Source organism: Roseateles sp., assembly GCF_965229315.1.
In the GTDB taxonomy this organism is placed as follows: Bacteria; Pseudomonadota; Gammaproteobacteria; order Burkholderiales; family Burkholderiaceae_C; genus Pelomonas.
In genome coordinates this window covers 2,755,558-2,781,102 of record NZ_CBDDJA010000002.1, presented here as the reverse complement: position 1 = coordinate 2,781,102, position 25,545 = coordinate 2,755,558, and the positions used below count along the sequence as shown (strand labels likewise).

Annotated in this window: 23 protein-coding genes, 2 tRNA genes and 1 pseudogene; 6 read left to right on the top strand and 20 right to left on the bottom strand. The window is 68.4% G+C overall.

Features of this window, described 5'->3' with window-relative positions; translation table 11 throughout:
- The first annotated feature begins 107 nt into the window (after nt 1–107).
- From ACO07H_RS17780 to ACO07H_RS17770, 3 genes are read left to right on the top strand one after another with little or no spacing between them, the layout of a single operon-like run.
- Complete coding sequence (locus tag ACO07H_RS17780; RefSeq protein WP_422016557.1) at nt 108–677, top strand: PEP-CTERM sorting domain-containing protein; 570 nt, start codon at nt 108–110, stop codon at nt 675–677.
- Nucleotides 674–3,499, top strand: coding sequence for a pectinesterase family protein (locus ACO07H_RS17775; RefSeq protein ID WP_422016555.1), 2,826 nt, complete (start codon nt 674–676; stop codon nt 3,497–3,499). The genes ACO07H_RS17780 and ACO07H_RS17775 overlap by 4 nt, the downstream gene beginning before the upstream one ends.
- A complete protein-coding gene (locus ACO07H_RS17770) occupies nt 3,496–4,212 on the top strand; it encodes a rhamnogalacturonan acetylesterase (RefSeq protein ID WP_422016553.1) in 717 nt (238 codons plus the stop codon). Before ACO07H_RS17775 ends, ACO07H_RS17770 begins: the two co-directional genes overlap by 4 nt.
- 673 nt (nt 4,213–4,885) lie before the next feature.
- On the opposite strand, the gene ACO07H_RS17765 is transcribed toward ACO07H_RS17770, so the two are convergent.
- The 3 genes from ACO07H_RS17765 to ACO07H_RS17755 form a co-directional block, all read right to left on the bottom strand.
- Nucleotides 4,886–5,200 (bottom strand): hypothetical protein, encoded by a 315-nt coding sequence (locus ACO07H_RS17765; protein WP_422016551.1) that lies wholly within the window; start codon nt 5,198–5,200, stop codon nt 4,886–4,888.
- A gap of 82 nt (nt 5,201–5,282) precedes the next feature.
- On the bottom strand, nt 5,283–6,209 hold the full coding sequence (locus ACO07H_RS17760; RefSeq protein ID WP_422016549.1) for an alpha/beta hydrolase family protein: 927 nt from the start codon (nt 6,207–6,209) through the stop codon (nt 5,283–5,285).
- Entirely contained in the window at nt 6,122–6,391 is a 270-nt protein-coding gene (locus ACO07H_RS17755) for a hypothetical protein (RefSeq protein ID WP_422016547.1), read from the bottom strand. Before ACO07H_RS17755 ends, ACO07H_RS17760 begins: the two co-directional genes overlap by 88 nt.
- A 65-nt stretch (nt 6,392–6,456) precedes the next feature.
- Between ACO07H_RS17755 and ACO07H_RS17750 the strand changes: the two genes are divergently transcribed.
- Entirely contained in the window at nt 6,457–7,221 is a 765-nt protein-coding gene (locus ACO07H_RS17750; protein ID WP_422016545.1) for a substrate-binding periplasmic protein, read from the top strand.
- Between the two features lie 7 nt (nt 7,222–7,228).
- Here the strand turns inward: ACO07H_RS17750 and ACO07H_RS17745 are convergent, their stop codons facing one another.
- The 3 genes from ACO07H_RS17745 to ACO07H_RS17735 all read right to left on the bottom strand — a co-directional run bounded on the left by ACO07H_RS17745 (nt 7,229) and on the right by ACO07H_RS17735 (nt 10,186).
- Complete coding sequence (locus ACO07H_RS17745) at nt 7,229–8,557, bottom strand: pectate lyase family protein (protein WP_422016543.1); 1,329 nt, start codon at nt 8,555–8,557, stop codon at nt 7,229–7,231.
- Complete coding sequence (locus tag ACO07H_RS17740; RefSeq protein WP_422016541.1) at nt 8,557–9,513, bottom strand: sugar kinase; 957 nt, start codon at nt 9,511–9,513, stop codon at nt 8,557–8,559. The genes ACO07H_RS17745 and ACO07H_RS17740 overlap by 1 nt, the downstream gene beginning before the upstream one ends.
- A gap of 121 nt (nt 9,514–9,634) precedes the next feature.
- Nucleotides 9,635–10,186 carry a hypothetical protein gene (locus ACO07H_RS17735; protein ID WP_422016539.1) on the bottom strand — a complete coding sequence of 184 codons (552 nt, stop codon included), beginning with the start codon at nt 10,184–10,186 and terminating at the stop codon, nt 9,635–9,637.
- Between the two features lie 445 nt (nt 10,187–10,631).
- On the opposite strand from ACO07H_RS17735, the gene ACO07H_RS17730 reads away from it, so the two are divergent.
- On the top strand, nt 10,632–11,240 hold the full coding sequence (locus tag ACO07H_RS17730) for a glycoside hydrolase family 108 protein (protein WP_422016537.1): 609 nt from the start codon (nt 10,632–10,634) through the stop codon (nt 11,238–11,240).
- A 95-nt stretch (nt 11,241–11,335) separates the two neighbouring features.
- Here the strand turns inward: ACO07H_RS17730 and ACO07H_RS17725 are convergent, their stop codons facing one another.
- The 4 genes and pseudogenes from ACO07H_RS17725 to ACO07H_RS17710 all read right to left on the bottom strand — a co-directional run bounded on the left by ACO07H_RS17725 (nt 11,336) and on the right by ACO07H_RS17710 (nt 14,005).
- On the bottom strand, nt 11,336–12,283 hold the full coding sequence (locus tag ACO07H_RS17725) for a polysaccharide deacetylase family protein (RefSeq protein ID WP_422016535.1): 948 nt from the start codon (nt 12,281–12,283) through the stop codon (nt 11,336–11,338).
- Between the two features lie 292 nt (nt 12,284–12,575).
- Nucleotides 12,576–13,430: a PEP-CTERM sorting domain-containing protein gene (locus tag ACO07H_RS17720; RefSeq protein ID WP_422016533.1), complete on the bottom strand. Its 855-nt coding sequence runs from the start codon at nt 13,428–13,430 to the stop codon at nt 12,576–12,578.
- A 199-nt stretch (nt 13,431–13,629) separates the two neighbouring features.
- A pseudogene (locus ACO07H_RS17715) lies at nt 13,630–13,761 on the bottom strand (PhnA domain-containing protein); the annotation flags it as partial.
- Nucleotides 13,762–13,819: 58 nt separating this feature from the next.
- Nucleotides 13,820–14,005: a CopG family transcriptional regulator gene (locus ACO07H_RS17710; protein WP_422016531.1), complete on the bottom strand. Its 186-nt coding sequence runs from the start codon at nt 14,003–14,005 to the stop codon at nt 13,820–13,822.
- A gap of 186 nt (nt 14,006–14,191) precedes the next feature.
- Between ACO07H_RS17710 and ACO07H_RS17705 the strand changes: the two genes are divergently transcribed.
- Nucleotides 14,192–14,989 (top strand): transferase, encoded by a 798-nt coding sequence (locus tag ACO07H_RS17705; RefSeq protein WP_422016529.1) that lies wholly within the window; start codon nt 14,192–14,194, stop codon nt 14,987–14,989.
- A gap of 154 nt (nt 14,990–15,143) precedes the next feature.
- Here ACO07H_RS17705 and ACO07H_RS17700 read toward each other — a convergent pair.
- The 10 genes from ACO07H_RS17700 to cysD form a co-directional block, all read right to left on the bottom strand.
- Nucleotides 15,144–15,219: transfer RNA gene (locus ACO07H_RS17700), tRNA-Asn, on the bottom strand.
- Nucleotides 15,220–15,285: 66 nt separating this feature from the next.
- Nucleotides 15,286–15,361: transfer RNA gene (locus ACO07H_RS17695), tRNA-Asn, on the bottom strand.
- A 36-nt stretch (nt 15,362–15,397) separates the two neighbouring features.
- A complete protein-coding gene (locus ACO07H_RS17690; RefSeq protein WP_422016527.1) occupies nt 15,398–17,533 on the bottom strand; it encodes a TonB-dependent siderophore receptor in 2,136 nt (711 codons plus the stop codon).
- Between the two features lie 317 nt (nt 17,534–17,850).
- A complete protein-coding gene (locus tag ACO07H_RS17685; protein WP_422016525.1) occupies nt 17,851–18,378 on the bottom strand; it encodes an FxDxF family PEP-CTERM protein in 528 nt (175 codons plus the stop codon).
- Nucleotides 18,379–18,460: 82 nt separating this feature from the next.
- Nucleotides 18,461–20,401, bottom strand: coding sequence for a S53 family peptidase (locus tag ACO07H_RS17680; RefSeq protein ID WP_422016523.1), 1,941 nt, complete (start codon nt 20,399–20,401; stop codon nt 18,461–18,463).
- Nucleotides 20,402–20,921: 520 nt separating this feature from the next.
- Nucleotides 20,922–22,010: an NAD(P)/FAD-dependent oxidoreductase gene (locus tag ACO07H_RS17675; RefSeq protein WP_422016521.1), complete on the bottom strand. Its 1,089-nt coding sequence runs from the start codon at nt 22,008–22,010 to the stop codon at nt 20,922–20,924.
- A gap of 26 nt (nt 22,011–22,036) precedes the next feature.
- Nucleotides 22,037–22,360 (bottom strand): ferredoxin FdxA, encoded by a 324-nt coding sequence (gene fdxA / locus ACO07H_RS17670; protein WP_422016519.1) that lies wholly within the window; start codon nt 22,358–22,360, stop codon nt 22,037–22,039.
- Entirely contained in the window at nt 22,357–23,136 is a 780-nt protein-coding gene (gene cobA / locus ACO07H_RS17665) for a uroporphyrinogen-III C-methyltransferase (RefSeq protein ID WP_422016517.1), read from the bottom strand. Before cobA ends, fdxA begins: the two co-directional genes overlap by 4 nt.
- Nucleotides 23,137–23,212: 76 nt before the next feature.
- Nucleotides 23,213–24,502, bottom strand: a complete 1,290-nt coding sequence (locus ACO07H_RS17660; RefSeq protein ID WP_422016515.1) for a sulfate adenylyltransferase subunit 1 — start codon at nt 24,500–24,502, stop codon at nt 23,213–23,215.
- The gene (cysD, locus tag ACO07H_RS17655; protein WP_422016513.1) at nt 24,502–25,422 is read right to left on the bottom strand and encodes a sulfate adenylyltransferase subunit CysD; all 921 of its coding nucleotides are present in this window, start codon (nt 25,420–25,422) and stop codon (nt 24,502–24,504) included. Before cysD ends, ACO07H_RS17660 begins: the two co-directional genes overlap by 1 nt.
- Nucleotides 25,423–25,545 lie beyond the last annotated feature (123 nt).

Below are 25,545 nucleotides of genomic sequence, written 5' to 3'. Positions count from 1 at the left end.
GGGGCACGGACCGCAGTCTGTGCCCCTGTTTTTCTTCCCGTACATAAAACCGGGCCGGCTGCCTTCCTTCGGGACGGTGGGTCAGGCTCACTCACGGAGACAAGCCCATGAAGACCCACAAGACCCTGGCGGTCCTGGCCGCTGCATTGCTCGCGGCCAGCACCGCCCGCGCCGCCGACGCGCTGCCGGCCGGCACCCTCATCACCGGGACCGCCAGCGGCGCCGCCACCGCGCTGCTGGGGCTGGACCACCTGTTCGCGGACGAGCCCGGCAGCAACGTGACCGCGCTCGCGCCGGCCGACCTGGAGTACCTGACGCGGGACACGGCCGTGGCCATCGACTTCTTTGCCGACGGCCATGTCGAGATCTGGAACAACACCGGCGGCACGGCGCTGCCCGGCAGCTACACGCTGAGCTTCAGCTTCGCAGGCCTGGCGCAGCCCATCACCGGCTTTGCCGCGCTGGACGTGAGCGGCATCAACGGCGGCAGCATCAGCTACCAGGTCGTCAACGACCACAGCGTGAGCGTCACGTTCAGCAACCTGAGCTTCACCACCGAGTTCGGCAGCTTCACCGCGCAGATCAACGTCGCCGCCGTGCCCGAGCCTGCCTCCGTCGTGCTGCTGGGCGCAGGCCTGGGCCTGCTGATGCTGCGTCGCGCCAGGAGGGCCGCATGAAGTCCATCCAACAGCTTGCCGCGGCTGCCGCCGTCGCCGCGCTGCTGAGCCTGCCCGGCTTTGCGGTCTCGGCGGCCACCGATCCCGCGCTGCAGGTCGCCCCGGCCGACGGCTGGGGTGCCGGCACCGTGGGCGGCAGTGCCGCCACGCCCGACCACATCTACACCGTGCGCAACCGCGCCGAGCTGCTCAACGCGCTGGCCAACGCCGGCAATGCGGCCAAGATCATCAAGGTGGCCGGCACCATCGACATGACCGAGGGCACGCCGTTCGCGAACACGGCCGACCAGAAGGTGCGTGCCCGCATCAGGCTCACGAGCAACACCACGCTGATCGGCGAAGGCCCCGGCGCCGGCTTCGTCAACGCGTGGATCGACATCACCAGCGTCAGCCAGGTCATCGTGCGCAACCTGCACATCGTCGCGCCCTGCGACGTGGGCCCCGTGTGGGACCCGACCGACGGCGCTTTAGGCAACTGGAACTCGCAGTACGACGCCATCGGCATCGTCACCGCCACGCAGGTCTGGATCGACCGCAACACCATCACCGACGCGCCCGTCACCGACGACACGCTGCCCATCGAGAACGGCAAGATCAAGCAATGCCACGATGGTGCCATCGACATCACCAAGGGCGCGGACCTGATCACCGTCTCCTACAACGTCGTCACGCAGCATGACAAGTCCATGCTGATCGGCGGCTCCGACAGCCTGACCAGCGACGCCGGCAAGCTGCGCGTGACCATCGCCAACAACGTGTTCGACGGCACCGGTCAGCGCGTGCCGCGCGTGCGCTTCGGCCAGGTGCACGTCTTCAACAACTACTTCGTCGGCAGCAAGACGGCCAACCCCTACCCGCATCTGTACAGCATCGGCCTGGGCAAGCAGGGCAACGTCATTTCGCACAGCAACGTCTTCGCCATCGACGGCGCCACGGGTTGCGACAGCGTCGTGATGTACCCGAGCAGCGACCAGACCGGCGTGTTCCAGGACAGCGGCTCCACGGTCAACGGCGCGCCGTTGGGGGCCTGCACCGTCAAGTCCGGCACGCCGTTCACGCCCGGCTACGCGTACAAGCCGCGCCCGGTCGCGCTGGTGAAGGCCAACGCGCTGGCCCAGGCCGGCGCCGGCAAGTTCACGACGCAGATCAGCGGCAACGGCAACGTCGACAACGTGGCCGGCACCAAGGTGCCCGCGGCCAATGAGACGGGCGTGCACACCGACACGGCCCTCTCGCTGTCGTTCGACGCGACGCCGGCCATCGGCACGGCGGGCAAGATCAACGTCTATCGCGCCAGCGACGACGTGCTGGTGGACAGCATCGACGTCAGCCCCGCGCCGTCGGCCACCGACACGCAGACGGTGCTGGCCCGCACCAACCTGGAGATCGACGCGCTGGGCCTGGGCGCCATGCCCGACGGCGCCACCTGGGCGCGCTACGTCTGGTACCGCCCGGTCACGGTCAAGGGCAGCACCGCCACCGTCAAGCTGCACAGCAACAAGCTCGACTTCGGCACCACGTACTACGTGACGATGGAGTCCGGCGTGCTGGCCGGCACCATCAAGGGCGCCAACTTCGCCGGCATCGCCAAGGCCGACAACTGGAAGTTCACGACCCGCGCCGCGCCCGCCAGCTATACCTCGCTGCGCGTGGATGACACCGGCTCCACGGCCGACTTCCGCACGCTGCAGGGCGCGCTGAACTGGGTCATGAAGTACTGCTCCACCAACAGTGCCGCCAGCTACGGCTGCAACACGGTGGCCACGCCCAAGGTCATCACGCTGGGCAACGGCCGTTATGCGGAGATGAACATCCTGCGCAAGGTGTCCAACCTCAGCATCGTCGGCGAGAGCCGTGACGGCGTGGTGGTGGGCGACGTCAACTTCGAGTCGCTGAACTCCGGCAGCGGCGCGAGCAGCGCGTCTGCCGGCACGGCGCTGAGCACCTCGGGCAAGACCGTGGGCCACCGCGTGCTGGGCGGCGGGCGTGCCTCGTTCCTGATCGAGACGTCGGACCTGCTGACGTTGCAGAACTTCACGCTGACCAACCCGCACGTGCGCAGCACCTCGTGGGACAACCAGGCCGAGACGATCTACTTCAACACCAGCACCACCGCCGCGGCGGCGCGCCTGGTCGCCAAGCAGATGAACTTCTTCAGCCAGCAGGACACGCTGCAGCTCAAGGGCTACACCTGGTTCTACCAGTCGCTCATCGCCGGCAACGTGGACTTCATCTGGGGCAGTGTGATGGCCAGCCTGTTCGAGGACTGCGAGATCCGCTCGGTGGCCGACACCGCCAGCAGCAGCCCGGGCTTCATCCTGCAGTCGCGCGCGACGGCGGGCGACAAGGGCTTCATCTTCCTGAACAGCGCGCTGACCGCCGAATCGGCCGTGACGCAGGCGTATCTCGCCCGCAGCGGCGGCACCACGGCCACGACCTACACCGACCACATCGCTTTCGTGAACACGAAGATGGGCCCGCACATCCTGCCCGAAGGCTGGTGCGTGGGGACCGGTACCAGCAAGACCGGCACCGGCACGGGCACCTGCGGCAGCAACCCGCCGTCGTGGGCCGGCACGGCCGATGGCGGCACCACCGAGGCGGTGGGCTGGCGTGAGTTCGGCAGCATGGACCTGAACGGTTCGCCGCTGGATGTTGGCGCGCGACTGGGCATCGCTTCGGTCAAGGTCAACAACGTGCCGACGAACATCCAGCTGGCCAAGCAATTGGGCTCGTCTGCCGGCCTGACATCGCGCGCGGAGATCTTCCAGAACTCCACCATCGCCACCGGCGCGCCGGGCGGCTGGGTGCCGGCGCCATGAAGCTGGCGGCCGCCGCGCTGATTCTCGCGGCAGGCCTTGCGAATGCGCAGGGCCAGCCGCCTGCCGGTCCCCGGCTCATCCTGGTCGGCGACTCGACGATGGCGCCGCGCAGCGGCTACGGCAACGCGCTGTGCGCGCGGTTCCAGCAGGTCGCCTGCATCAACCTCGCGCGCGGCGGCCGCTCCAGCAAGAGCTACCGCGCCGAGGGCCTGTGGGACAGCGTGCTGGCGCTCCTCAACGAGCGGGGGCCGGGCGACACGCGGCAGAAGACGCTGCTGCTCATTCAGCTCGGCCACAACGACCAGCCCGGCAAGCCCGAGCGCTCCACCGACCTTGCCAGCGAGTTCGGACCCAACATGGCTCGTTATGTGACGCAGGCCAGGGCTGCTGGCGCCGACGTCGTGCTGCTGACGCCGCTGACGCGTCGCACGTTCAAGAACGGCCAGCTCGACAACGACCTGCGGCCGTGGGCGGAGGCCATCATTCGCGTCGGCGCGGAGCAGGGTGTGCCGGTGCTGGACCTGAACGCGCTCAGCAGCGACGCAGTCCGCGCGATGGGCCAGGCTGCGGCCGACACGCTGGCGGAGGCACCGCCGCGGTTTGATCGGACGCATCTGGGGCCGAAGGGCGCGGCGGTGTTTTCGGAGATGGTGCTGGAAGGGCTGGTGAAGTTGAGGCCGGAGATGGTGGGCGCGAAGACGTTGGCGCCTTAAGGTGTCTGGTTTTACTTTCTCCTGCGTGGTGGCTGCTGTGGTGCCGGGAGTCCCGCCCGGCGGCGGAGTAACTTTCTTCTGCGGGGCCAGAAGAAAGTCACCAAAGAAGAGGCCCTGAACCGCACACGACCGCGGCGCCGCCATCAGCGGCGCGCGAAACGGGCGGTGGTGTTGTGCGCAGAAGCGAGCCGCTGCGCTCTCGCACATGACATGTCACGACCTGCGCTGATCGCCGTGGGGCACCGCCCAACGCGCGGCTGCACGCCGGGCTCACGAGTCGAGCAATGCAGCGTCGCTCGGGCGACGCGATCGGTGGCGTTGACCGCGGCTACGGCGCAGCCGAGCCGAGGGGCTTTGCGCATTCCCCCTTAAAAACCGCCGAGCAGCACAGGACGGCGAGGCGTTCGCGCAGCGAACTTCAAGAACTGACTCCGCGCTACTGTTTGAGCAGAGCGTAGCGGCGCGAGTTGAGCGCGGGCCTCGTCGTTCGAGCAGCGCAGGGCACCCCGACAGGGGCGGTTTTTCCGGGGCGCTTTCTTTGCCTACTTTCTTGTGCGGACAAGAAAGTAGGTCGCCCGCCGGGGCGAGCTCCCGGCACCGTACTCACCATCAAGCAAGAGTAAGTTAGGCGACCAACCAGTTTGTGAGCACAAGCGGTCTCGCGAACGCCAGGTCAAGTCTGCTGCCTGGGCCGATGAATCATCGTCCGCTGAAACCACGCCTCGTTCATGCGTGCCAGGAAGTTCGCATTGATCGGGAAGCCGCAGCCGTCGCCCAGCACGGCCTCGCTGCCGCAGCGCGGGCACATGGCGGTCTGCTGGCCGATGGCCTGGGGGTCGTCCATGTTGTCCATCGTCAGCCCGGTCCAGCCGACGATGTCGTCGGGCTTGAAGAGTTCCACGCAGTGGCAGCAGCCGCAGACCTGGCTGGCCTCGATCTGCGCCCAGTTGTTGCTGGTGTAGCGGTAGGCGGCAAGCAGTTCGTTCATGGCGGGCGATCCGGTGGTGGGCGGGCCGGTGGAGTTTGACGCCGGCCAGCACCCGGGCATCACCGGCGCCCGCCGTTCATCCTCAACCTTGTTGGCGCAGCCATGCGGCAGCCGCCTGCTGTTGCGGCAGGTCGAAGCGATGGCCGCCTGCGGTCGTCACGGTGCGCAGGCGGGGCGACGAGCCCCAGGCGCGGCTCAGCCGTTGCCAGGCGGCCTGCGTCGCGTCCCACGGGAACAGCTTGTCGTCGGGCGAACCGAACAGCAGCAGCGGGCGCGGTGCGATCAGCGCGGCCACATCGGGGTGGTCCAAGTCCGCGGCCAAACCCGGGTGCAGCATGCTGAACGCCGACTGGCCCTGCAGCGTGTGCTCGCCCGCGCGCAGCAGGCCGTCGCGGGTGCACATCCAGTGCGCGGCGACGCAGGCCGAGACCTCCTCGCAGACGGCCGCGAGCTGCCAGGCGCGCAACGCGCCCATCGAGAAGCCCAGCACCGCCACGCGGCGGGCGTCGATGTCGGCGCGCTCGCGCAGCCAGCGGTGCGCGCGCAGGTCGTCGCTGGCGATGAGGCCGGCCCAGCTGTGGCCCAGCTGCATGAGGTGGTTGGCCAGCGCCTGCTGGTCGTCCTTGGCGAAGCCGGGGCGGGCGCGCTCGCCCCAGCCCAGCGCGTCGATGGCCAGCACGGCGAAGCCGGCGGCCACCAGGGCGTCGCCGACGAAGCCGCCGCCGAAGTAGCGCTGCGCCCACGCTTGCGCCGTGTCCCGGGTGGCGGCCGGCGCGGTGGCGAGCGGGCGGACCAGCTTCTCCTTGCCGATGTCGAAGCGCGCGCCGTGGTCGTGCAGCAGCAGCACGGCCGGGTGCGGGCCGGCGCCGTGCGGGCGCAGCAGCAGCGCGGGAACGCGGTCGCCCAGCGCGCCGCGCAGTGTCAGGGCCTGCGCGACGTGATTGCCGCGGTCTTCCTCGGCGCCCAGGTCGGTGGCGAAGCCGCTGCCGTCGTCGCCCGGCTGCAGCATGGACCGCCGCGCCGCGCCGCGGCCAGCGCCTCGGCGCGCCAGCCGGCGTCGGGCCGCCAGGCCAGGCGCGGCCGCCACTGCTGCCGCGCGCGGGCGATCGTGTCGTCCAGCCCGTCGGCGCGGCCGAGCAGCGGCCACAGGGCGGCGCTGGCAAGCAGGTGGCGGCGGGTGCTCACGGCCATCAGAAACAATCCGTTGTCAGCAGTTGTGAGAGAGTCGGGCCGGAACTCGCCGATAAACCGCATTCATGAGCCTGACCCGCCGCGACGCCTGCCTGCTGCCCCTGGCGCTGCCGCTCGTGGCGTGGGGCGAGGACAGGGCGGCGCTGCGCATCGGTTGGAGCGACTATCCGCCGTTCCAGGTCAAGACGAGCACGGGCGCGCCGCAGGGGCTGGACGTGGAACTGCTGGAGTTGATGGCGCAAGCCGCTGGCGAACGCCTGCAGTGGATGAAGCGCCCTTGGGCGCGTCAGATGCAGGACGTGGCGCAGGGCGAGCAGGATCTCGTGCCCTCGGCCACGCATTCGACGGAGCGGCTGGCGTTCGGCGATTTCACGCAACCCTACCGACATGAACGGCTGGCGCTGTTCGCGCTTGGCGGCGGCGCGTCGGCACCGCGCCGACTGTCCGACCTGAAGGGCAGGGCGGTGAAGGTGGGTTTCATCCGCGGCGTGGTGTTTCCGGCTTCGGTACGCCGCGCGCTGGAAGACCCCGAACTGGCGCGCCTGCTGGTGCCCCTGTATGCGAACGACTTGACGCTGTCGGCGCTGCGGGCCCGGCGCGTGGACTACGTCATCGACGAGCCCGCCACGCTGCTGCATCGCGCAACGCGCCAGCCCGGCGAGGCGCCGGAGATCGTGCTGGACCTCGCGCACGGCCCGGTGCACGTGTTTGTCGGCAAGCACCTGCTGGCGCGGCGGCCGGAATTGATGCAGCGGCTCAACCAGGGACTGCAGCGCGCGCGCCAGCAGCCGGAATGGACGCAGGCGCTGGCGCGCTATCCCGGCATCTGAGGGCATGTCACTGCGCGACCTGCCGGAACAGCGACGGCCAGCCCGCCCTGGGGCTCACGTCGGCGAGGTTCCAGTCCGCCTCGACGAACGCGCGCCGCACGGCTTTGCGCACTGGCAGGCCGGCCGGGTTGTTCTGCGTCTCGTCGTCGATGAGCTGGCCGCGGTCCTCGGCGATGTCGGACAGCAGCTTGTAGTCCAGCGGATCGCGCGCCCAGGGGCGGGCGCCGGCATACAGCGGCAGCAGCTTTTCCAGTTCGCGCGGCGGCACCCATGCGAGTCCCGGCGGCAGGTAGGCCTCGCGCACCGGCACGATCTGCGCGTTGCTGGCGGTGTAGCGGCCGGTGATGGGCAGTGGCTGGCCTTGGCGGTCGAAGGCGAGGTTGTCCTGCTCGAACAGCTCCACGTCGCCCGCGCCGCCGAGCGTGAAGAAGGGCAGCTTCTCGGCCGTACCCGGCCCGGCGCGGTAGACGTTGCCGGCCAGCGTGATGCGGCCGGTCTGGTACGGCCGGCCCTGCCACTCGTGCGCGACGAGGTTGTAGTGCGCCGCCTTGCCACCGGGGTTGTAGACGAGGTTGTTGACCATCGCGCCCCACGCGCCGCCCTTGAACAGCGCGTTGCGCTCGCGGTTGGACGCGTAGACGTTGCCCAGCAGCAGGATCTGCGTGACGTTGTCGTGGATGAGGCTGCCCTTGCTGTGTTCGCCCTTCGCATGCACCGACTCGCCCAGGCCTTCGTAGACGAGGTTGTGGCTGTAGGTGATGGCGTGCGAGGTGCTGGCGCGCCAGTCGTCGGGCGTGGCGCCGTCGAAGCGGTGGCCGCTGGCGGAGAGGTTCTCGTCGGTGGCCCAGGAGAACGTGCAGTGGTCGACGATGACGCGCGCCGCGCCGTCCCCGGTGGACAGGCCGTCGTGGTCGTTGCCGCTGCGTTTGGCGCGGCCGTAGGCGCCGGGGCGGATGCTGAGGTGCTGGATGACGACGTCCCGCGCCGACACGTCCAGCCCGCCCTTGACGAGCGTGATGCCGGGGTCGGGTGCGGTCTGGCCGGCGATGGTGACGCGGCCTTCGCGCAGGCGCAGGCTCTTGCCGCCCAGGTCGATGACGCCGCCCACCTCGAAGACGACGATGCGCGGCCCCGGCATGTCCAGCGCGGCCTTCAGGCTGCCGGGGCCGTCGGCCGCCAGCGTCGTCACGCGGACGATGCGCCCGCCCTGGCCGCCGGTGGTTTGCGCCCAGCCGGCATGCACGTAGGTGGCGGGATGCAGCGGTGTGCCGCCCTGGGCGCGGCACAGGCTGGTGGCGGCCAGGGCGGCCAGCGTGAGCAGCAGTCGGCGGCGCATCAGGCGGCCAGCAGGTCTTGCATCGCCTCGCGCGGGATCAGCGCGCCCGGATGCTGGATGACGCGTGCCGCCAGCCGGTTGCCGAAGGCTGCGGCCTCGGCCGGTGCGTCGCCGCGCAGGCGCCGGGCGAGGTAGCCGGCGGCGAAGGAGTCGCCGGCGGCGGTCGTGTCGACGACGCGGGGCACGGCTTCGGTCGCCACCTCCTGCCAGGTGTCACCGTCGCCCACGAGCGTGGGCAGCGCGCCGCGCTTGATGGCGATCTCGGCCACCGGCAGGGCCTGAGTGGCCGCGACGGCGGCCTCCAGCGTCGGCAGGCCATGCAGCGACTGGTGGTCGTCGGCGGTGACGAGGGCCAGCGAGGCGCTGGCAAAGGCACGCTCGTACCAGTGCCGCGCCTCGGCAATCGAGGGCCACAGGCGCGGGCGGAAGTTGTTGTCGAACGCCACCAGCGCGCCGCGGGCGCGCATGCGCGCCATCAACGCCAGCACGCGTTCGCGGCCGGCGTCCGGCAGGATGGCCAGGCTGATGCCGGACAGGTAGAGCGCGTCCAGCCCGTCGGCCTGGGCCTCCAGCGCCGTCGTGGCGGTGTCGAAGTACGCCCGCGCGGCAGCCTGGCCGCGCCAGTAGTGGAAGCGCCGCTCGCCGCCCTCGTCCAGCTCGATCAGGTACAGCCCCGGTACGCGGCCGGGCAGGCGCTGCACCAGGCCGGTCAGCACGCCCTCGGCCGCCCAGCGCTGCAGCAGGCCGGCGCTGAGGCTGTCGTCGCCCAGCGCGGTCGCGTAGTGCACGCGCAGCGCGCCACCGCCGCAGCGGGCGAGGTAGACGGCGGTGTTCAGCGTGTCGCCGCCGAACGTCTGGCGCAGTGTGCCGAAGGCGGGGCCTTGCAGTTCCAGCATGCACTCGCCCAGCGCGGCAATCGACACCGGCCGCTGCCGGGTCGTGGAAGAGGAAGTCACGGATTCTATAAAATGAAACGACGGTTCAATAAAGATAACTTGACCCGCTCGTTTCAGTCAGATGGTTTACCCGGGCGATCGGCAGGCCAGGCCGCACACGAGGCGTCGCCGCAAGATGGCTTCATGCCTGGAGGAGCAGCGCCCACCCGATCGCGACCGCTGCGCCGATGGCCAGGGCGGAAAGCCCCCAGCCCTTGATGGCCGGCGTGTGCTGGCTGCTGTCTGCCGACAGTTGCTGCAGGATCGCACGCAAGCCGGCCGTGATCCGGAGGTTGTCCGGTGACACGGAGGCGCTCAGGCGCTGAAAATTGTCGAACGCCTTGTTGGCGTCGCTCTGCAGGTGGATCAATTGCTGGTGCGCATCGACCAGTTCCCGGGCCGTCTTCGCGAACTGCGCGCGCTCCTGCCTGTAGGAACTCTGCGCCGCCGTCCGGGCATCCAGCGCGACGCGGTCGAACTGTGTGAAGACGGCTTTCAGGTAGCCCGGCCAATCGCCCGGCAGCGCCTTGAGCGCCTCCTGCACACCGCGTTCGTCGCCCACGGGTTCGACCTTGAACTGAAATCGGTACACCGTGTACGCGGCGGACAGCCAGGCGTCGAGGGCCTCCGCTGTCAGCGGTAGGCCGCCATCGCCCGACGCCACGAGCTTGTCGAGATCACCAGCGTCGCTCATTTGGGGCGCCTCCCGTCGATGCGGAGATGGCGTTTTAAGGAGCGTGGCGTCTCGCGTCATCCTGACTTTTGAGGGGGTCTGCGCCATTTCTGAGGGCGATATTGACTGTGCAGCCGAGCCCCGGTGACATCGCGTGCGCAGAACGAGCGCCAGTGCTTCGGCTTCGCTGCTGGCCTCACCCACCAGGCGCGCGCCGGGCAGCGCCGCGATTCGGTGGGCCAGCGGTTTGATGGATCAGGACAGTCGAGTATCGCTCGACCCGGATTCACGTCGTGTCGCCGCGGTCAGTCTGCACGCGGCCAAAGTGGCTTGCGACGCCTGCGTCGACTTCCCGTTCCTTCGTCACGGCTGCGGCCTGCGCGACGGGCGTCGCCCAGCGCCGCGCTCGTATTCTTTTTCGAACCGCAGCATTGTTGCTGTGCCCATGAACTGATCCGGAGAATCGATGAAGACAGGCTTGCAAAGAATGGTGCTCGCCACGGCGTTGGCGGTTGGCCCTGTGTCCCCCGCGTGGGCGGCCAGCTTCGACGCATTCTTCCCAACGTTTCTCAAGCATGCGGGAGGTTTTGTCGATGATCCAGCGGATCCAGGTGGCGCCATGAACAAAGGGGTCACGATGCAGCGGTTTCAGCAGACCTCCAAGGAGTTGCTGGGCATCCCGCCTACGCTGGACAACCTGAAGGCGCTTTCCGATGCCCAGGCCGGCATCATTCACAAGGCGACCGAGTGGGACAAAGTCGCTGGTGATCAGATCGCGTTGCAGGAGCTGGCGAATGTCGTGTTCGACTTCTATGCCGAGGGATATGCGGGAGACGCGATCAAGTTGCTGCAGAGCACCCTCAACGACCTTGGCGCTTCGCCGAAGGTGTCACTCAGCAGCAATTGGACGCCTGCCACGCTCACGGCGTTGAACAAGGCGGATCAAAAGGTCGTTTACGCCAAATACAAGGACGGCCGCAAGAAGTACTACAACGATCTTGTGGCCCGACGACCTGAGTTGGGCAAATACCTCAAGGGATGGATTGCCCGCGTCGATTCTTTTCCCAAGCTTTGACGCCTGACGCAGCCGCGTCACCCGCTGAAGCGCAGCCCTCCTGGCGGGCCGTTCCGTGACATGCCGTCCGCCTCCATGGCGGTGAGCTTTGCGGCTCACCGCCCGCAAAGCTGCCCATGCCACTGTGCCGTCTGCCCCTGCGGGTCCGGCTGGCCGTAGACGGTGAGCTTCACACCCCGAGCGCGCGCCCAGCGGGCGAGCCACGACGGGCCGAAGCGCCCGCTGGCCCGTTCGGGTGAGCGGTAGGCGTCGTCGCGCAGCGCCTCGTCCAGTGGCACGAAGGTGTAGCCGAGCGCGGCGAGCGTTGCCAGCGACCGGTCCAGTGTGTCCGCGTTGAGCCGGTTCGCATGGATCAGCAGGACCTGCGGAATCTGGCGGCCGAACAGCTCCTGCGCCATGGTCTCGAAGGTCTTGACCGATTCGCGCAGATGCGCGTCGTACTCTTGCTCGACGACACGCCGACGCTCGGCCTGGTCGGTGCCGTCCAGCCGGTCGTACACGCAGGCGAAGACGTAGTCGTCGTGGTCGATGGTCATCGGCGCGACGGTGTAGCCGTGGGCTGCGAGGAAGGCCTCGAACGCTTCCCGCTCTGCTTCGTTCTTGCCCGTCTGGGTGTACGGATGGCGGTAGTAGCGCAGCGGCGCCTGGCGCCGGCCGGTCACCCAGCGCGTCAGCACGTCGCCCTTGAGCACCGCGGCCTCGACGGCGTCCCTGGGCGATTGCCACAGCCCCAGGTGACCGAAGTTGTGGTTGCCCAGCTCCATGCCGGCATCGAGCCACGATTCGAGGATCGCCACGCCTGCGTCGACCTGGCCCGGCACGAGCAGCCGGTCCTCATTGACGAACCCGATCGCCTTGGCGCCGTGGCGTTGCAACGCGGAGAGCAAGCGCTGGTTGAGCCGGACGGCCTCGGTCACGGCCATCGGCGTCGCGGACGCGGCGGGCAGGTCATCAATGGTGATGGCGATGCGCTTGCCGTCGGCGGCGAAGGCAGTGCCGGCCAAGGCCAGCGCAAGCGTCACGAGAAGAGAAGCGGGGGTCATGAGCGGTTGCTGCGCACGTTGGCGGTCGGCGACCGGGGTGAGGAAGCGCCAGTGTCGGATGAACCGTCGTTCCCGACCCGTACTCAGCACCGGGCACTACCCTGGCCCGGGCGTTCGAACGCGCATGCTGAGCGCACAAGAAAAAAGCCTGTCCGCTTTCGCGAGGCAGGCTTTTCGGTCGGGCGCCCAACCGGGCTAGAACTTGCAGCAGGCAGCCACGACAGCCCAGCAGGGTTCAACGCGGCGCCTCAGTGGCGAGGCGGCGATTGGAGGGCCGCGGGCTGCGAGTGGATCAGCGGGTCTTGCGGCGGCGTGCTGCTGCGCTCATGCCCGCCAGTGCGATGCCGGCCAAAGCCAGGCTGGCCGGCTCGGGCACGGTCCCGGCGTCTGCCTCGAAGTCGTAGGTGCGGGCGTAACCGTTGCCGGACGTGTGGCTGATCGACACGTTGTCGAAATACCCGGTGACGCCCGGGTTGTACGAGCCCAGGCCCATGGTGACGCTCACCAGCGAGGCGTCGCTGAAACCGCCGTCGAAAGCCGCCAGCCAGCCGGACAGCGTGTTCAGCGGCGGGCCGCCCGCGCTGTTGGCCTGACCGAAGCCGCCGTTCTGCCAGAACAGGCCGCTGGAGAAGTCGATGTCCACATGGGTCCACACATCCGACGTGGGGTTGCTGCCCTGCCAGTACGACTCATAGATCAGCGTGACGAAGCCGTCGCCGACGTAGTTGGGGTTGTAGAACGTGAGCTTCAGCGACGGCGCCGCGGCGGCGTTCTGGCCTGCGGCATTGGAGCGATAGAAGTCATAGCCCAGTTTCAGGCTGCTCAGGATGTCGCCGGCCTTGCCGTAGTTGTCGGCGACCGAGACCTCGGTCTTTGCAACGTTGGTGTTGTCCGTCGTCAACAGGGCGGCGCCGCTGGACAGGGGCGCGCTGCCTTCCAGGTTGCCGCCCTTGCCCGCCAGGCTCTGGGTGGACGCGGTGCCGCCGGCCGTCAACGAACTCTGGTACCACTGGCCGTTTGCGATATAGCTGGAGTCGAAGGCGGTCACGACAGTCGCGGCGCTCGCGCCGCCGACCAGCCCCAGGGCCGCCACGGTGACTGCGCCTGATGCCAGCACTGCCTTCAGAGAGGGGGATAGAACACGCATGGTGGTTCCTTGCAACATTGAGATCGGTGTCCAGCAGGCCGATTTGCCCGCAGAAGCGACAGGAACATGCAAGCTTCGTTCCATCCAGTGAGCTTCCCTGTAGGAATTCACCAAGACGGGGCATTGGCCGCCCCACGAGCGAGCGCCATGTCAAAGATCCCGACACGGGGAAAGCCCGTGGGCGGCGCCGCGGCGCGGGTCAGGCCGTTTTCACGAACTCCGACTTCAGGCCCATCGCGCCGACGCCGTCGATTTTGCAATCGATGTCGTGGTCGCTGTCGGCCAAGCGGACGTTCTTGACCTTGGTGCCCACCTTGACCACCAGCGAGGACTGCGCAGGGGCGGGCATCGGCCGGGCGGGCGGGCCAGTTCTTTCCTGCGGTAATCGGTCAGTTGGCTTTCGGTGCGCCGGTGTCTCCGGCGCCGAAGTCGACACCATGGGCCGCCAGGTAGTCGCGGATGAGGCGCCGGACCACCTGCGAGGGCGTGACGTCCTGCTCGGCGCACAGCGTCTCAAAGGCCCTCTTCTTGTCCGGATCGATCAGGACGGTCAGGCGGGCAGTCTTCTGCTCCATCAGCAGTCTCCTATGTTAATTACATGATAATTTCAAACACATATGATGTGAAATGAATTGGTCGTTGCCGAAGCTTGCCGAGACTGGGCTCAACGTCGGCGGCACCGAAGGCTTCGCGGTCGATGCCTGCCCTTGCCGCCCGGTGCAGCCGACTTGATCGCCGACAACTCCGCTCCCCCGCCGACCATGCCTGACACCGCCAACGCCGAAGACCACGTCAAGCCCTTCGTCTACGAGACGCCCACGACGAAGGCGCTGCACTTCTCGATCTGTGAAATCCAGAGCCGCATGCAGTCGCTCAAACCGCTGGCCCTGGACCTGGACTACACCCGCACGATGATGGGCTTCCTGCTGTTCAACGACAGGCCGGACACCATCGGCATGATCGGTCTCGGTGGTGGTTCGCTGGCCAAGTTCTGCCGCAGCTACCTGCCGAAGGCGCGCATCGACGTCGTCGAGATCAACCCGCACGTCATCGCGCTGCGAGACGTGTTCCACGTGCCGCCGGACGACGATCTCTTCGCGGTGCGCCGGGGCGACGGCGCAGACTTCGTGCGCTCACCGCCGCACCGCATGGACGTTTTGATGGTCGACGGCTACGACCCCGACGGCATCCCGCCCGCCTTGTGCTCGCAAGCCTTCTACGACGACTGCCGTGATTCACTGCAGCCCGAGGGCCTGCTGGTCGTCAACCTGCACAGGGGTCACTGCGACTACGCCCTGCACGTCGAGCGGATCAACCGCGCATTCGACGGCCGCATCCTCGTCATGCGCGGACAGGATCGCGGCAACAGCATCGTCTTCGGCTGCACCGGACGCCGCCTTCAGCGGGCCAAGACGTCGCAGTTTCGCCGCCCCCGCCACTTCGACGCCGCCGCCTGGGAAGAGTTGGCGCCCAGCCTGGCCGAGGTCATGGTTGAACTGCGCAAGACGGCGCTCGATGGACTGGAGCGCGGCTGGCGCGTCAACAGGGAAGGGCGCTGAGGCCTTGTCGGGGCCGGAGGTGCGTTGGCCTCGTGGGGAACCGGCGAGGTTCATCGAAGCACTCGACCCGAATGAATTTCAACGGCCGGGCGTCGGAAGGCTCGCAGTTGCAAAGAAAAAGCCCCATCCGCTTTCGCGAATGAGGCTTTTGATTTGGCTCCCCGACCTGGGCTCGAACCAGGGACCTACGGATTAACAGTCCGGCGCTCTACCGACTGAGCTATCGAGGAATGGTTCTATGTCGGCACGCCAAGCGGTTGCAGCGTGCGTCGTGAGTCTTGCGACTTGATTTCTGTTGGCTCCCCGACCTGGGCTCGAACCAGGGACCTACGGATTAACAGTCCGGCGCTCTACCGACTGAGCTATCGAGGAACAGAGCCAAAGATTATAGAGGCTTTTTCGAGGGGTTCACAAGCGGACCTCGACACTCGCTCGGAAGGTGCGCGGCGCGAGCGGGTAGAGGTAGCTGTGCTCGAACTGCCAGGGCGACTCACGCCAGGCGCGGCGGTTGGTGAGGTTGTCGACGCCGGCGCGCCAGATCCAGGTCTGGTTGCCCACGTTCTGCAGGTAGCGCAGACCGGCGTCGGCCACGGTCCAGGCGGGCACGGGGATGCTGTTGTCGGGCGTGGCGAAGCGGCTGCCTTCATGCAGCAGGCCGACCTGGGCCTGCAAGCCGGGCAGCAGGTCCTGGCGCAGCTGGGCCTTGACGGTGGTCTGGGGCACGTTGGGCGGTACGAGGCCGTTGAGGGTGGCGTCCGCGCTGCCTTCACGGCGCGCGTGCAGGCGCGTGGCACTGGCGAACAGGCCGCCGCCGCGCCACTTCAGGTCGGCGCTGGCCTCGATGCCGCGGTGGCGGGCGTAGCCGTCGGCGATATGTTGGCAGCTCAGGGCGGCGTCGCAACTGCCGATGTCGCGCCACAGCGGGCGGCGGATGTCGAACACTGTCAGCGAGCCCTCGACGCGCTGGGTGCCGGTCTTCAGGCCCAGCTCGGTCTGGCGACTCTTCAGCGCGGGCAGGGCCTGGCCGGCGTTGACATAGCGTGGGCGGTTGGGCGTAACCTCGCTCTCGACACCCTGGCCCCAGCTGGCGTAGACCAGCCAGTCCGCGGCGATGGCGTGGCTGAGCGCGACCCACGGGGTCGTGACGTTTTGCGAGTAGTCGGTCGGGCGCGAGCCATCGGTGCGCACGCTCTCGCGGTGCAGCCGCGTGTGGCGCAGGCCCAGCCAGGCGCTGGTGTCGGTGGTGAGTTCCACGCGGTCACGCAGGTAGAGCTCGTTGCTGCGTTCGTCGCGGTTGGTGTTCTCGCCGGTCAGGGCGGGATTGGGCTGCGTGATGGCGCTGCCGTCCACGTTGCCGACACCAGCGAAGTTGTAGGCCTGGCGTTGGAAGCGGCTCTTGAACTGGCTGGTCAGCCCGCCCACCGTCAGGTCATGGCGCAGGCCGGCGAGTCGCACGGGGCCACTGGCGGAGATGTCGAGCGAGGTCGTGTCGCGGTGCTCGTTCTCGCTGCGGTAGTCGTAAAGGTCGAAGCGGCCGTCGGGGCCGTAGCGGTCGCAGTAGTAAGCGCCTTCAAAGCTGCTGGTCTCGTTGCAGTCCAGGCCGAAACCGAAGGCATTGCGGTCATCCGTGCGCAGGCGTTGGATGCCCAGGTTGGCCTGCGCACGCCAGCCGCTGGCCAGCTTCTGCTGCACGCGCAGCGAGGCGTGCGTGTTGTCGAAGACGACGGGCAGCGTCCAGGGTTGGTTGTTGAGGTTCAGGTTGGGGTCGACGCTTTTCGCATCGGGCAGTCGGTTGCCGAGCAGGCTGAAACCGTCCTGACTGGGCTGACTCTGCCTGTTGAACTCGACCTCGGCCTCGACCAGCGTGTCGGGGCTGACGCGCCAGTCGGCGGCCAGCGCAGCGGTGTGGGCGTTGCCCTTGCTGTTGCGCAGCGTCGGGTCCAGGTGCGCGGCGTCGAGGTTGACGCGCAGGCCGAACTCGCGGCGGGCGCCGAAGCGCTGCGAGTGGTCCACGCTGGCTTGCACGGTGCCGCCCTGGATGGCGCCCAGCGTCAGCGTCGTCGCGTCATCGGCGAGTGGGCGCTTGACGACGAGGTTGACGAGGCCGGCCGGCGCACTGGTGCCGGCCTGCATGCCGGAGCTGCCCTTGAGCACTTCCACGCTGGCCTTGTTGGCCAGCGACAGGGCCGTCTCGCCGCTGATGGGCAGGCCGTCGCGGCGGATGTTGAAGCGGTTGTCCAGGTCGAAGCCCCGCACCTTGAGCTGCGACCAGTAGCCGACGGCGTTGTAGCTGTCGGAGACGGACGCGTCGAGCTTGGTGAGGCCCGACAGTTGCGTGATGCCGATGTCTGCCAGCCGCTCGGCCGACAGGCTGATGGCCTGCATGGGCAGCCTGGCGGGTGGGTCGCTGAAGCCGGTAAGGCCGGGCGCGGCCTCGGTGGCCTTGCCGGTGACGCTGACCGCGGGCAGCGTCTGCGCCGAAGCGAGGCCCGCTGCGAGGAGCGCCGTGGCGGCGCCGAGGAGGGAAAGGGTAGGTTGTGCCATCGAAGTTCAAGCGATGGCAGGTCGGCAAACACTGAAGACGCCAGGCCCCGGGAGACGAGAAAAGGAGGGCCTGCGATTCGGCTGCTTCCCTGCGCGAGGATTACCTCGAATCCCCTGTTGGGGACTCTGAAGCGCATTGCTGCGCTTCCAGTCAGGTTCAAAGGGACTGTCTCAGTCGAGCTGGCGGAGGCCGGCTCAACACCCCTAGCGAATGCACTGGGCGCGGGGCCCGGTGCGGCGCCGATTCTATAGGCGCAGGAAAACGCCCCTTCCCAGGGGCGCGAGATCGGGATGCGGAAGCAACCGCGCCGACGCGCCTACAGGCGGCGGCGCCGGCCGACGGTCAGGGCCATCAGGCCCATGCCGCCCAGCATCAGCACCCAGGTCCCGGGCTCGGGCACGGCGGCGGCGATGTTGGTGTCTTCCAGGATGGTGCCGGTGATGCTGGCGCCTGCGGTGGCCGCCACGCCGGTGACGACCCATTGGTAGGTGCCGCTGATCTGGTCCAGCGCCGTGGCGTTGATGCTGGTGCCGGTGACGGTGGCGCTGTTCAGCGGCAGCGTGGTCGTGTCCAGCCAGTAGCTCAGCGTGATGCCGGTGAAGGTGATGCCGGTGCCCGCGGCGGCCGTGAACGTCATGTCCGACGCGGCGGGCGCGCCGAAGGTGACGAAGGTCTCGGTGAAGCTGCCGGCGGCGGCGATGACGTCGTTGATGGCGCCGGAGAAGGTGGTCGTGGCGCCGACCGGGCTCAGGAAGACGTAGGTCGTGCTGTCGGCGTGTGCAGCGCCCGCGAGGCCGGCGGTGAGGGCCAGCGCGCAAGCCAGGCGTGTGGAGGTGGTTGTCATGAGGGGATGAATCCTGTGTTGGGGTGGCTGCAGATCGCCGGGGCCCGGTGAAAGCAAACGGGCCCCGGCGCTCGAGGCGCGGTCAGTGGAAGATCGACGACAGGTTGTTCGCGTCGATGGTGCCGATGCCGGTCGCGGGGTTGTAGCTGTTGGTCGCCGGCCAGAACAGGTTGGTGCCCGTCGTGACCGCCTTGAACGGCGAGCCGCTGCCGTAGCCGTAGGTCTTGAACGCGCCGTACAGCTGCGGGTGCAGCCAGCCCAGGCGGTGGCCGGTCTTCTGCGTCAGCACGGCGAAGATGCCGTTGAGCTGCGGGGCGACGAAGCTGGTGCCGCCGTTGCCGGTGCTCCAGCTGCCGGAGTAGACGGCGTAGCCGGTCTCCGGGTCGGCGTTCATGGAGATGTCGGGCACGTTGCGGCCGGCGAAGCCGGCGGGCAGCGGCGTCATCACGACATCGCCCACGGTGCAGGCCTGCGTGCCGGTGCTGGTGTTGGCGGCCGTCGTCTGCAGGCAGACCATGGCCTGGCCCGGCATGCTGGTGCGCACGCCGGCCAGGCCTTGCTGGTAGGCCGGCAGGTCGTACTGCACGCTCACGCCGCCGCCCGCGCCGACGGGCCAGTAGTTGGCGTAGTAGTAGGCCGCGGACTGGATGGACGAGATGTAGCCCTGCAGGTAGTCCCAGCCCCAGGGGCGCTCGGCGGGCACCGTGACCGTGCCGGCTGACAGGTTCAGCGACAGCGGCAGCGTCGTGCCGCCGGCACCGACCACGTAGGGGTGGCTGGCCGGGAAGTCCACCGCCAGCGTCGGCGAATAGTTGGGGAAGGGGTAGCCCAGGCCCACCGCGTCGTAGGCGCCGCCATCGGCCGAGGCCGCGGTGACGGGCACGCCCTGCGCCGCCGCCTGCAGGAACAGCGGGTCGTAGGGGGCCAGGTCGGTCGGGCCGTAGGCCACTTCGGTCAGGCCCCAGCTGATGGACAGCGTGTCGGCCTTGTTGTCGGTGATGGCCTTGGTGTACAGCGCGATGGCGCCGGCATCGGTGTTGGGCGCCTCGTAGATGAGGAGGTTGGCACCCGGGGCCAGGCCGCCGGACTGCTCCACGTCCAGTGCGGTCTCGCCCGAGCCGGCAGCGGCGGTGCTGGCGATGGTGCAGGTGGTGGTGCCGTCCGGGCAGGCCTTGATCACGGTCACCGTGCCCGTCCGGGTCACGCCGACGGCGCTCCAGTACGTCGTCGCCCAGGAGGCCGTGTAGCCGGCGAAGGTCATGATGCCCAGCGTGGTGTTGGTGCCGTTGTAGCCGGCGGCGTACAGCGGGTCCACGTTGTAGCGGGTGGCCACCTGCTTCACACCGTAGCTCTGCGGGTTCGTGAAGACCGGCGTGGCGGCGGGCGAGGCGGCGCCCGCCAGCGTGGACCGGCTGGCGGTCGACGACAGCGTCGCCTTGGACGCGGGCTGCACCACGGCCAGTTCGGCGGGGATCTGGCGGTTGTGCGGTCGGAAGCGCGGTTCGGTGCTCAGGCCGTGGATGCCGGCGACCACGCCCTGCAGGTAGGCGGGAATGGCCGGCTGGTTCAGCACGCGCTGGAAGTTGCCGCCGGAGGCCGAGGTGAAGCTGTGCTGCGTGGTGCCGAACAGCGCGCTCAACTGGGCGTTGGTGCCGCTGGCCATGAGGACCAGGTTGTTGCTGAACACCTGGGTCACGGTCAGGCCATTGGCCTCCAGGTAGGCCTTCACGGCCAGCACGTTGGCGGAACTCTGGCCGTAGCGGGCGGCAAACTGTTCCGGCGTCAGGAACTTCTGGTAGTTCGCGCTGGCGGGATCGACGGTCGAGGCGACGAAGGCCTTCAGGTCATCCAGGTTGTTGACCTTCAACGACACCGCAATGGTCACGGTGTCGGTGCTGGCGGCCAAGCCGTTGTCCACGGCCAGGGTTTGCGGCGCCGCGCGCTTGGCCAGCGCGGCGGACGCCGAGCCTGCCAGCAGGGCGAGGGATGCGGCCAGGGCCACGGACTTCATCGAGAACTTCACGCTCAACCTCCGGATTTAAGGTAACCGGATGGTTCGCTAGCCGACCCCTGGCAGATATCAGGGGAATTGCTCCACCCCTGGTGCGGGGTGCGAGGTGTTTCAGAAAAACCCCAGCAAAACTGGCGGCCTAGGCGCAAGGCGACGCCGGGTTCGGGGTTTCCAGGAGGCCGGCCATCTGCTTGCTGCAGGCTGTTCCGTGATGATACGTCGCACGGTGGACACGGTATTTAATGATTCCAAACACGCTGGAAACCTGCCGCGGTGGAATCCATGCTGGGCGCTCGATGGCGCTGCCGTCCATTGCTGTTTGCTGCGCCGGACTTTGCAATGGGCTACAAATGAAAACAGCCCGCCGTGCGAGGGTCGATTGAATGCCGTGGAGGATTCAAATACCCTTTGCGGCCAGCACGACGAGCTTTTCGATCTGTGCACCCGGGCGTTGCATCGAAAGTCCCGGCGCTTCGCGATGTTCACCACGCCGGGCCGACAGGTCAGGCCGACCCGACCGCCGGATCCGGGTTCAGTCGAACACCGGCGAATCCACGCCCAGCACCTTGTGCAGCTTGGGGCTGGTGGTCGTGTACTGCAGGTGCACGCGCTTGTCCGGGAACACGTAGGGCGCCGCACCGAAAGCGGCCAGCGCCGTCTCATGGAAGCCGCTCAGGATGAGCTTCTTCTTGCCCGGGTAGGTGTTCACGTCACCCACCGCGAAGATGCCCGGCACGCTGGTCTCGAACTTCTCGGTGTCCACGACGATCTGCTTGCGCTCCAGCGCCAGGCCCCAGTCGGCAATCGGCCCGAGCTTCGGTGACAGGCCGAAGAACGCCAGCACCTGGTCGCAGGGCACCACGCGCGTGATGCCGTCGTTGCCGGTGATCTTCACGCCCGTGAGCTGCCCGTCGCGTTCGTCTATGCCGGTGGCCTGGCCGACGATGAACTGCATCTGGTGGGCGTCGCACAGGGCCTTCATCTTCGCGACGCTGGCCGGCGCGGCGTTGAAGCCGTCGCGCCGGTGCACGAGGATGACGCTCTCGGCCTTGTGCGGGTTGCCGTCGGCGTTGCCGGCGCAGAAGTTCAGCGCCCAGTCCAGCGCCGAGTCGCCGCCGCCCATGATGAGCAGGTGCTTGCCTGCGAAGTCGGCGGGCGTCTTGACGCGGTAGTGCACCTGTGCACCCTCGTGCGCCTCGACGCCCTCGATCTTCAGCGTGCGCGGCTGGAAGCTGCCCACGCCGCCGGCGATGAAGATGGCCTTGGCGAGCAGCCGCGTGCCCTTGTTGGTCTCGACGGCGAAGCGCCCATCTTCCTGCTTCTCGACGACGGTGACCTCCTGGCCCAGGTGGAAGGTCGCATCGAAGGGCGCGATCTGCCGGAGCAGGTTGTCGGTCAGCTCCTTGCCGGTGCACACGGGCACGGCCGGGATGTCGTAGATGGGCTTGTCGGGATACAGCTCGATGCACTGGCCGCCGGGGTAGGGCAGGCTGTCGATGATGTGCGCCTTGATCTCGAGCAGCCCCAGCTCGAAGACCTGGAACAGGCCCACCGGGCCGGCGCCGACGATGACCGCATCGGTCTCGACGACCGCGGTGCTGAGGGGAGCGGGTGCTTGCATGAGCGGTGGCGCCGCTGCGCCGGACTTCAGCGGATCAGCTCGGGCAGCTTGCCCGTCTTGTCTTTCCACTCGTCCGCGTCGGGCAGCGGGGCCTTGCGCTTGGTGATGCTGGGCCAGCCCTTGGCCAGGTCCGCGTTGATCTTGATCATGTGGATCTGGTCACCGGGCACGTCTTCCTCCGGCAGGATGGCGTTGACCGGGCACTCGGGGATGCAGACGGCGCAGTCGATGCATTCGTCCGGGTCGATGGTCAGGAAGTTCGGGCCTTCGCGGAAGCAGTCGACCGGGCAGACGTCGACGCAGTCGGTGTATTTGCAGCGGATGCAGGCTTCGGTGACGACGTGGGTCATGAGCAGCTCGGAGTAAGGGGCGCCTTCAAGGATTCAGGCGAAACAGCGATTTTAGAGGGCGGCGTGGGTTGGCCCGGGGTGGCCAGCGCCGCCGCGCCCGCGCCGACCGTGACAACCGTCGGGCGACCCCGGTGCAGCAGCGCGGCGCCAGCGAGGTCGGCCAGGCGGTGTTCGCTGCTGAGCGCGTCGGCGCAGCCGGCGCGGCTGACGACCAGCGCCGGCGTGTCGGCCGCCCAGCCGGCGGCGAGCAACTGGCGGCCCAGCGCCGCGAGCTGGCGGCCGGCCATGTAGAAGACTTCGGTGTCGGCGGACTGCGCGCCGCGCAGCTCGCCGGTCTCGGTCATGGCCGTGGTCAGGCTGACGCTGCGGCCGCGGCCGCGCCGGGTCAGCGGGCGCTGGGCATGGGCGGCGGCGGCCAGCGCGGCGGTCACGCCCGGCACGACCTCGCTGGCGATGCCGGCTTCATGCAGCGCAGCCAGCTCCTCTTCCAGGCGGCCGAAGACGCTGGCGTCGCCGCCCTTCAGCCGCACGACGACGGCATGCTCTTGCGCGGCCTTCACGAGCAGCGCGTTGATTTCGGTCTGCTTGGCCGAATGCTCGAAGCCGCGCTTGCCCACCTGAACCCAGCGGGCTTGGCGGGCGAGGTCGCGCAGGGCCGGGTCGGCCAGCGCGTCGGCCAGCACGATGTCGGCCTGGGCGAGGGCTCGGGCGCCGCGCAGCGTGATCAGGTCCGCCGCACCGGGGCCGGCGCTGACGAAGATCACACGTCCGGTCATGGGTGCACCCTTCGCACTGCGTGCTGTCCCGCCAAGCGGGAGCGAGCTTGCTTGGGGCGGCCCTGCGCGGCGCTCATCACCACGCCTCGTCCGCCGTGGCGGCGGCTTGCACGTCCACCAGCAGCGCGCCACTGGTGCGGTGGCTGGCGGGGTCCACGACGATCAGTGCCCCGCTGATGCGGTTGGTGGCGAACGGCTCCACCGGCAGCTCGTGCTGCACCTCCATCTGCACGCGGCCGATGGCGTTGACGGGCAGCTCGTGCGCGTCCTGCGGCTGCAGGGTGTTGATGTCCAGCACCGAGTCGATGGCCGAGATGCGCGCCTGCACCCAGCGGTTGCCGTGGCGCACCCAGTACTTGCGGCCGGGCTTGGCGGCCTCGGTGTCCAGCCAGGCGAGGGTCGCCGGGAAGGTCTTGGTCTGCGTGGTGGAGCCGGGTGTGACGATCCAGTCGCCACGGCTCACGTCTAGCTGGCGGTCCAGCACCAGGCCGGCGGAATCGCCGGCCTCGGCGCCGGGCACGGTCTCGCCGGCCAGGCGCACCTCGGACACGACAGCGGTCTGCTTCGACGGCAGCACCTCGATGGTGTCGCCGGCCTTCACGGCGCCGTGCGCGATGCGGCCCCACAGCACACGCGGCTGCACGCCGGTGCCTTTGGATTGGTAGGCGTCCTTCTGCACATACTGCACCGGCAGGCTCAGCGGTGCGTCGGTGCGCTCAGCACTGGCGGGCAGGCGCTCCAGCACCTGCAGCAGGCTTTCGCCGCTCCACCAGGGGGCATCCAGCGGCTGGGTGACGTTGTCGCCGCGCAGCGCGCTGACAGGCACGGTGGCCGCCACATTCAGGCCGGCAGCCGCAGCGAACTTGTCCAGCGCCGTCTTGACCTTGGCGAAGCCGGCACCCGGGTCGTCCAGCGCGTCGATCTTGTTGATGGCGAAAACGATGCTGGGCACGCGCAGCAGTTGCGCCAGCAGCGAATGGCGGCGGGTCTGCGGCAGCAGCACCACCTCGTCCTGCGCCAGGTCCAGCTTGGTGATGTCCACCAGCACGACGGCGGCATCGCTGCCGGCCGCGGCCGTGACCATGTTGCGCGTGTACTGCTCATGGCCGGGCGCGTCGGCAATGATGAACTTGCGCGTCTTGGTGGCGAAGTAGCGGTAGGCCACGTCGATGGTGATGCCTTGCTCGCGCTCGGCCTCCAGGCCGTCGGTCAACAGGCTCAGGTCGATGGGCCGGCCGGCGGCGCGGCGCTGCAGCGTGTCGAGCTGGTCGGCCAGGATGGCCTGGCCGTCGAACAGCAGGCGGCCGATCAGCGTGCTCTTGCCGTCGTCCACCGAACCGGCAGTCAGGAATCGCAACGCTTTCATCAGAAGTAGCCCTCTTTCTTTCGCTTCTCCATGGAAGCTTCGCTCGTGCGGTCGTCCATGCGCGTGGCGCCGCGCTCGCTGACGGTGACGGTCAGCGTCTCGGCCACGACCTCGCTCGCATTGGCGGCGGGGCTCTCGACCGGGCAGGTGCAGGTCATGTCACCCACGGTGCGAAAGCGCACGGTGGCCGTTTCGACGGTCTCGCCGGCTTCCGGCGGCGTCACGTCGGTCAGCGGCACCAGCAGGCCCTTGCGGCGGATGACCTGGCGTTCATGCGCGTAGTACATCTGCGGCAGCGGGATGTTTTCGCGGGCGATGTAGAGCCACACGTCCAGCTCGGTCCAGTTGCTGATGGGGAAGCAGCGGAAATGCTCGCCCGGGCGGATGCGCGTGTTGAACAGCGTCCACAGCTCCGGGCGCTGCTCCTTGGGCTGCCATTGGCCGAAGCTGTCTCGGTGGCTGAAGATGCGCTCCTTGGCGCGGGCCTTCTCCTCGTCGCGGCGGGCGCCGCCGATCAGGCAGTCGAACTTGTGCTCCTCGATGGTCTCCAGCAGCGTCACCGTCTGGTGGCCGTTGCGGCTTTCCAGCGGGTGGGCGAGGCGGATGGTGCCCTTGGCCATCGAGTCTTCAAGGTGGCCGACGATCAGGCGCTCGCCCATGTCCGCGACGCGCTGGTCACGGAAGGTGATGACCTCGGGGAAGTTGTGGCCGGTGTCGATGTGCACCAGCGGGAACGGCAGGGCGCCCGAATAGCCGCTGGCGTGCGCGGCGTTCTTCATCTTGAAGGCCTTCTCGGCCAGGCGCAGCACGACACAGGAGTCCTTGCCGCCGGAGAACAGCAGCGCAGGGCGCTCGAAGCTCGCGGCCACCTCGCGCAGGATGAAGATGGCTTCTTCTTCCAGCGCGTCCAGATGAGTCATGTCTGCCCCTTGGCCGATGAGTCCATCGGCCGATCCCCCGAGGGGATGCGGGCCGGCTTGGGAGTGGCCCTGCGCTCGGCCCGGGTCCATGTCGGCGATCAGATGTTCAGGTTTCACAGCAGC

Coding starts and splice junctions, on each gene's coding strand:
- cysD (WP_422016513.1), bottom strand. CDS start 25,422: ATGACTCATCTGGACGCGCTGGAAGAAGAAGCCATCTTCATCCTGCGC.
- ACO07H_RS17780 (WP_422016557.1), top strand. CDS start 108: ATGAAGACCCACAAGACCCTGGCGGTCCTGGCCGCTGCATTGCTCGCG.
- ACO07H_RS17735 (WP_422016539.1), bottom strand. CDS start 10,186: ATGAGCGACGCTGGTGATCTCGACAAGCTCGTGGCGTCGGGCGATGGC.
- ACO07H_RS17690 (WP_422016527.1), bottom strand. CDS start 17,533: ATGGCACAACCTACCCTTTCCCTCCTCGGCGCCGCCACGGCGCTCCTC.
- cobA (WP_422016517.1), bottom strand. CDS start 23,136: ATGACCGGACGTGTGATCTTCGTCAGCGCCGGCCCCGGTGCGGCGGAC.
- ACO07H_RS17705 (WP_422016529.1), top strand. CDS start 14,192: ATGCCTGACACCGCCAACGCCGAAGACCACGTCAAGCCCTTCGTCTAC.
- ACO07H_RS17720 (WP_422016533.1), bottom strand. CDS start 13,430: ATGCGTGTTCTATCCCCCTCTCTGAAGGCAGTGCTGGCATCAGGCGCA.
- ACO07H_RS17725 (WP_422016535.1), bottom strand. CDS start 12,283: ATGACCCCCGCTTCTCTTCTCGTGACGCTTGCGCTGGCCTTGGCCGGC.
- ACO07H_RS17765 (WP_422016551.1), bottom strand. CDS start 5,200: ATGAACGAACTGCTTGCCGCCTACCGCTACACCAGCAACAACTGGGCG.
- ACO07H_RS17710 (WP_422016531.1), bottom strand. CDS start 14,005: ATGGAGCAGAAGACTGCCCGCCTGACCGTCCTGATCGATCCGGACAAG.
- ACO07H_RS17775 (WP_422016555.1), top strand. CDS start 674: ATGAAGTCCATCCAACAGCTTGCCGCGGCTGCCGCCGTCGCCGCGCTG.
- ACO07H_RS17770 (WP_422016553.1), top strand. CDS start 3,496: ATGAAGCTGGCGGCCGCCGCGCTGATTCTCGCGGCAGGCCTTGCGAAT.
- ACO07H_RS17755 (WP_422016547.1), bottom strand. CDS start 6,391: ATGGCCGTGAGCACCCGCCGCCACCTGCTTGCCAGCGCCGCCCTGTGG.
- fdxA (WP_422016519.1), bottom strand. CDS start 22,360: ATGACCCACGTCGTCACCGAAGCCTGCATCCGCTGCAAATACACCGAC.
- ACO07H_RS17660 (WP_422016515.1), bottom strand. CDS start 24,502: ATGAAAGCGTTGCGATTCCTGACTGCCGGTTCGGTGGACGACGGCAAG.
- ACO07H_RS17760 (WP_422016549.1), bottom strand. CDS start 6,209: ATGCTGCAGCCGGGCGACGACGGCAGCGGCTTCGCCACCGACCTGGGC.
- ACO07H_RS17750 (WP_422016545.1), top strand. CDS start 6,457: ATGAGCCTGACCCGCCGCGACGCCTGCCTGCTGCCCCTGGCGCTGCCG.
- ACO07H_RS17745 (WP_422016543.1), bottom strand. CDS start 8,557: ATGCGCCGCCGACTGCTGCTCACGCTGGCCGCCCTGGCCGCCACCAGC.
- ACO07H_RS17675 (WP_422016521.1), bottom strand. CDS start 22,010: ATGCAAGCACCCGCTCCCCTCAGCACCGCGGTCGTCGAGACCGATGCG.
- ACO07H_RS17730 (WP_422016537.1), top strand. CDS start 10,632: ATGAAGACAGGCTTGCAAAGAATGGTGCTCGCCACGGCGTTGGCGGTT.
- ACO07H_RS17685 (WP_422016525.1), bottom strand. CDS start 18,378: ATGACAACCACCTCCACACGCCTGGCTTGCGCGCTGGCCCTCACCGCC.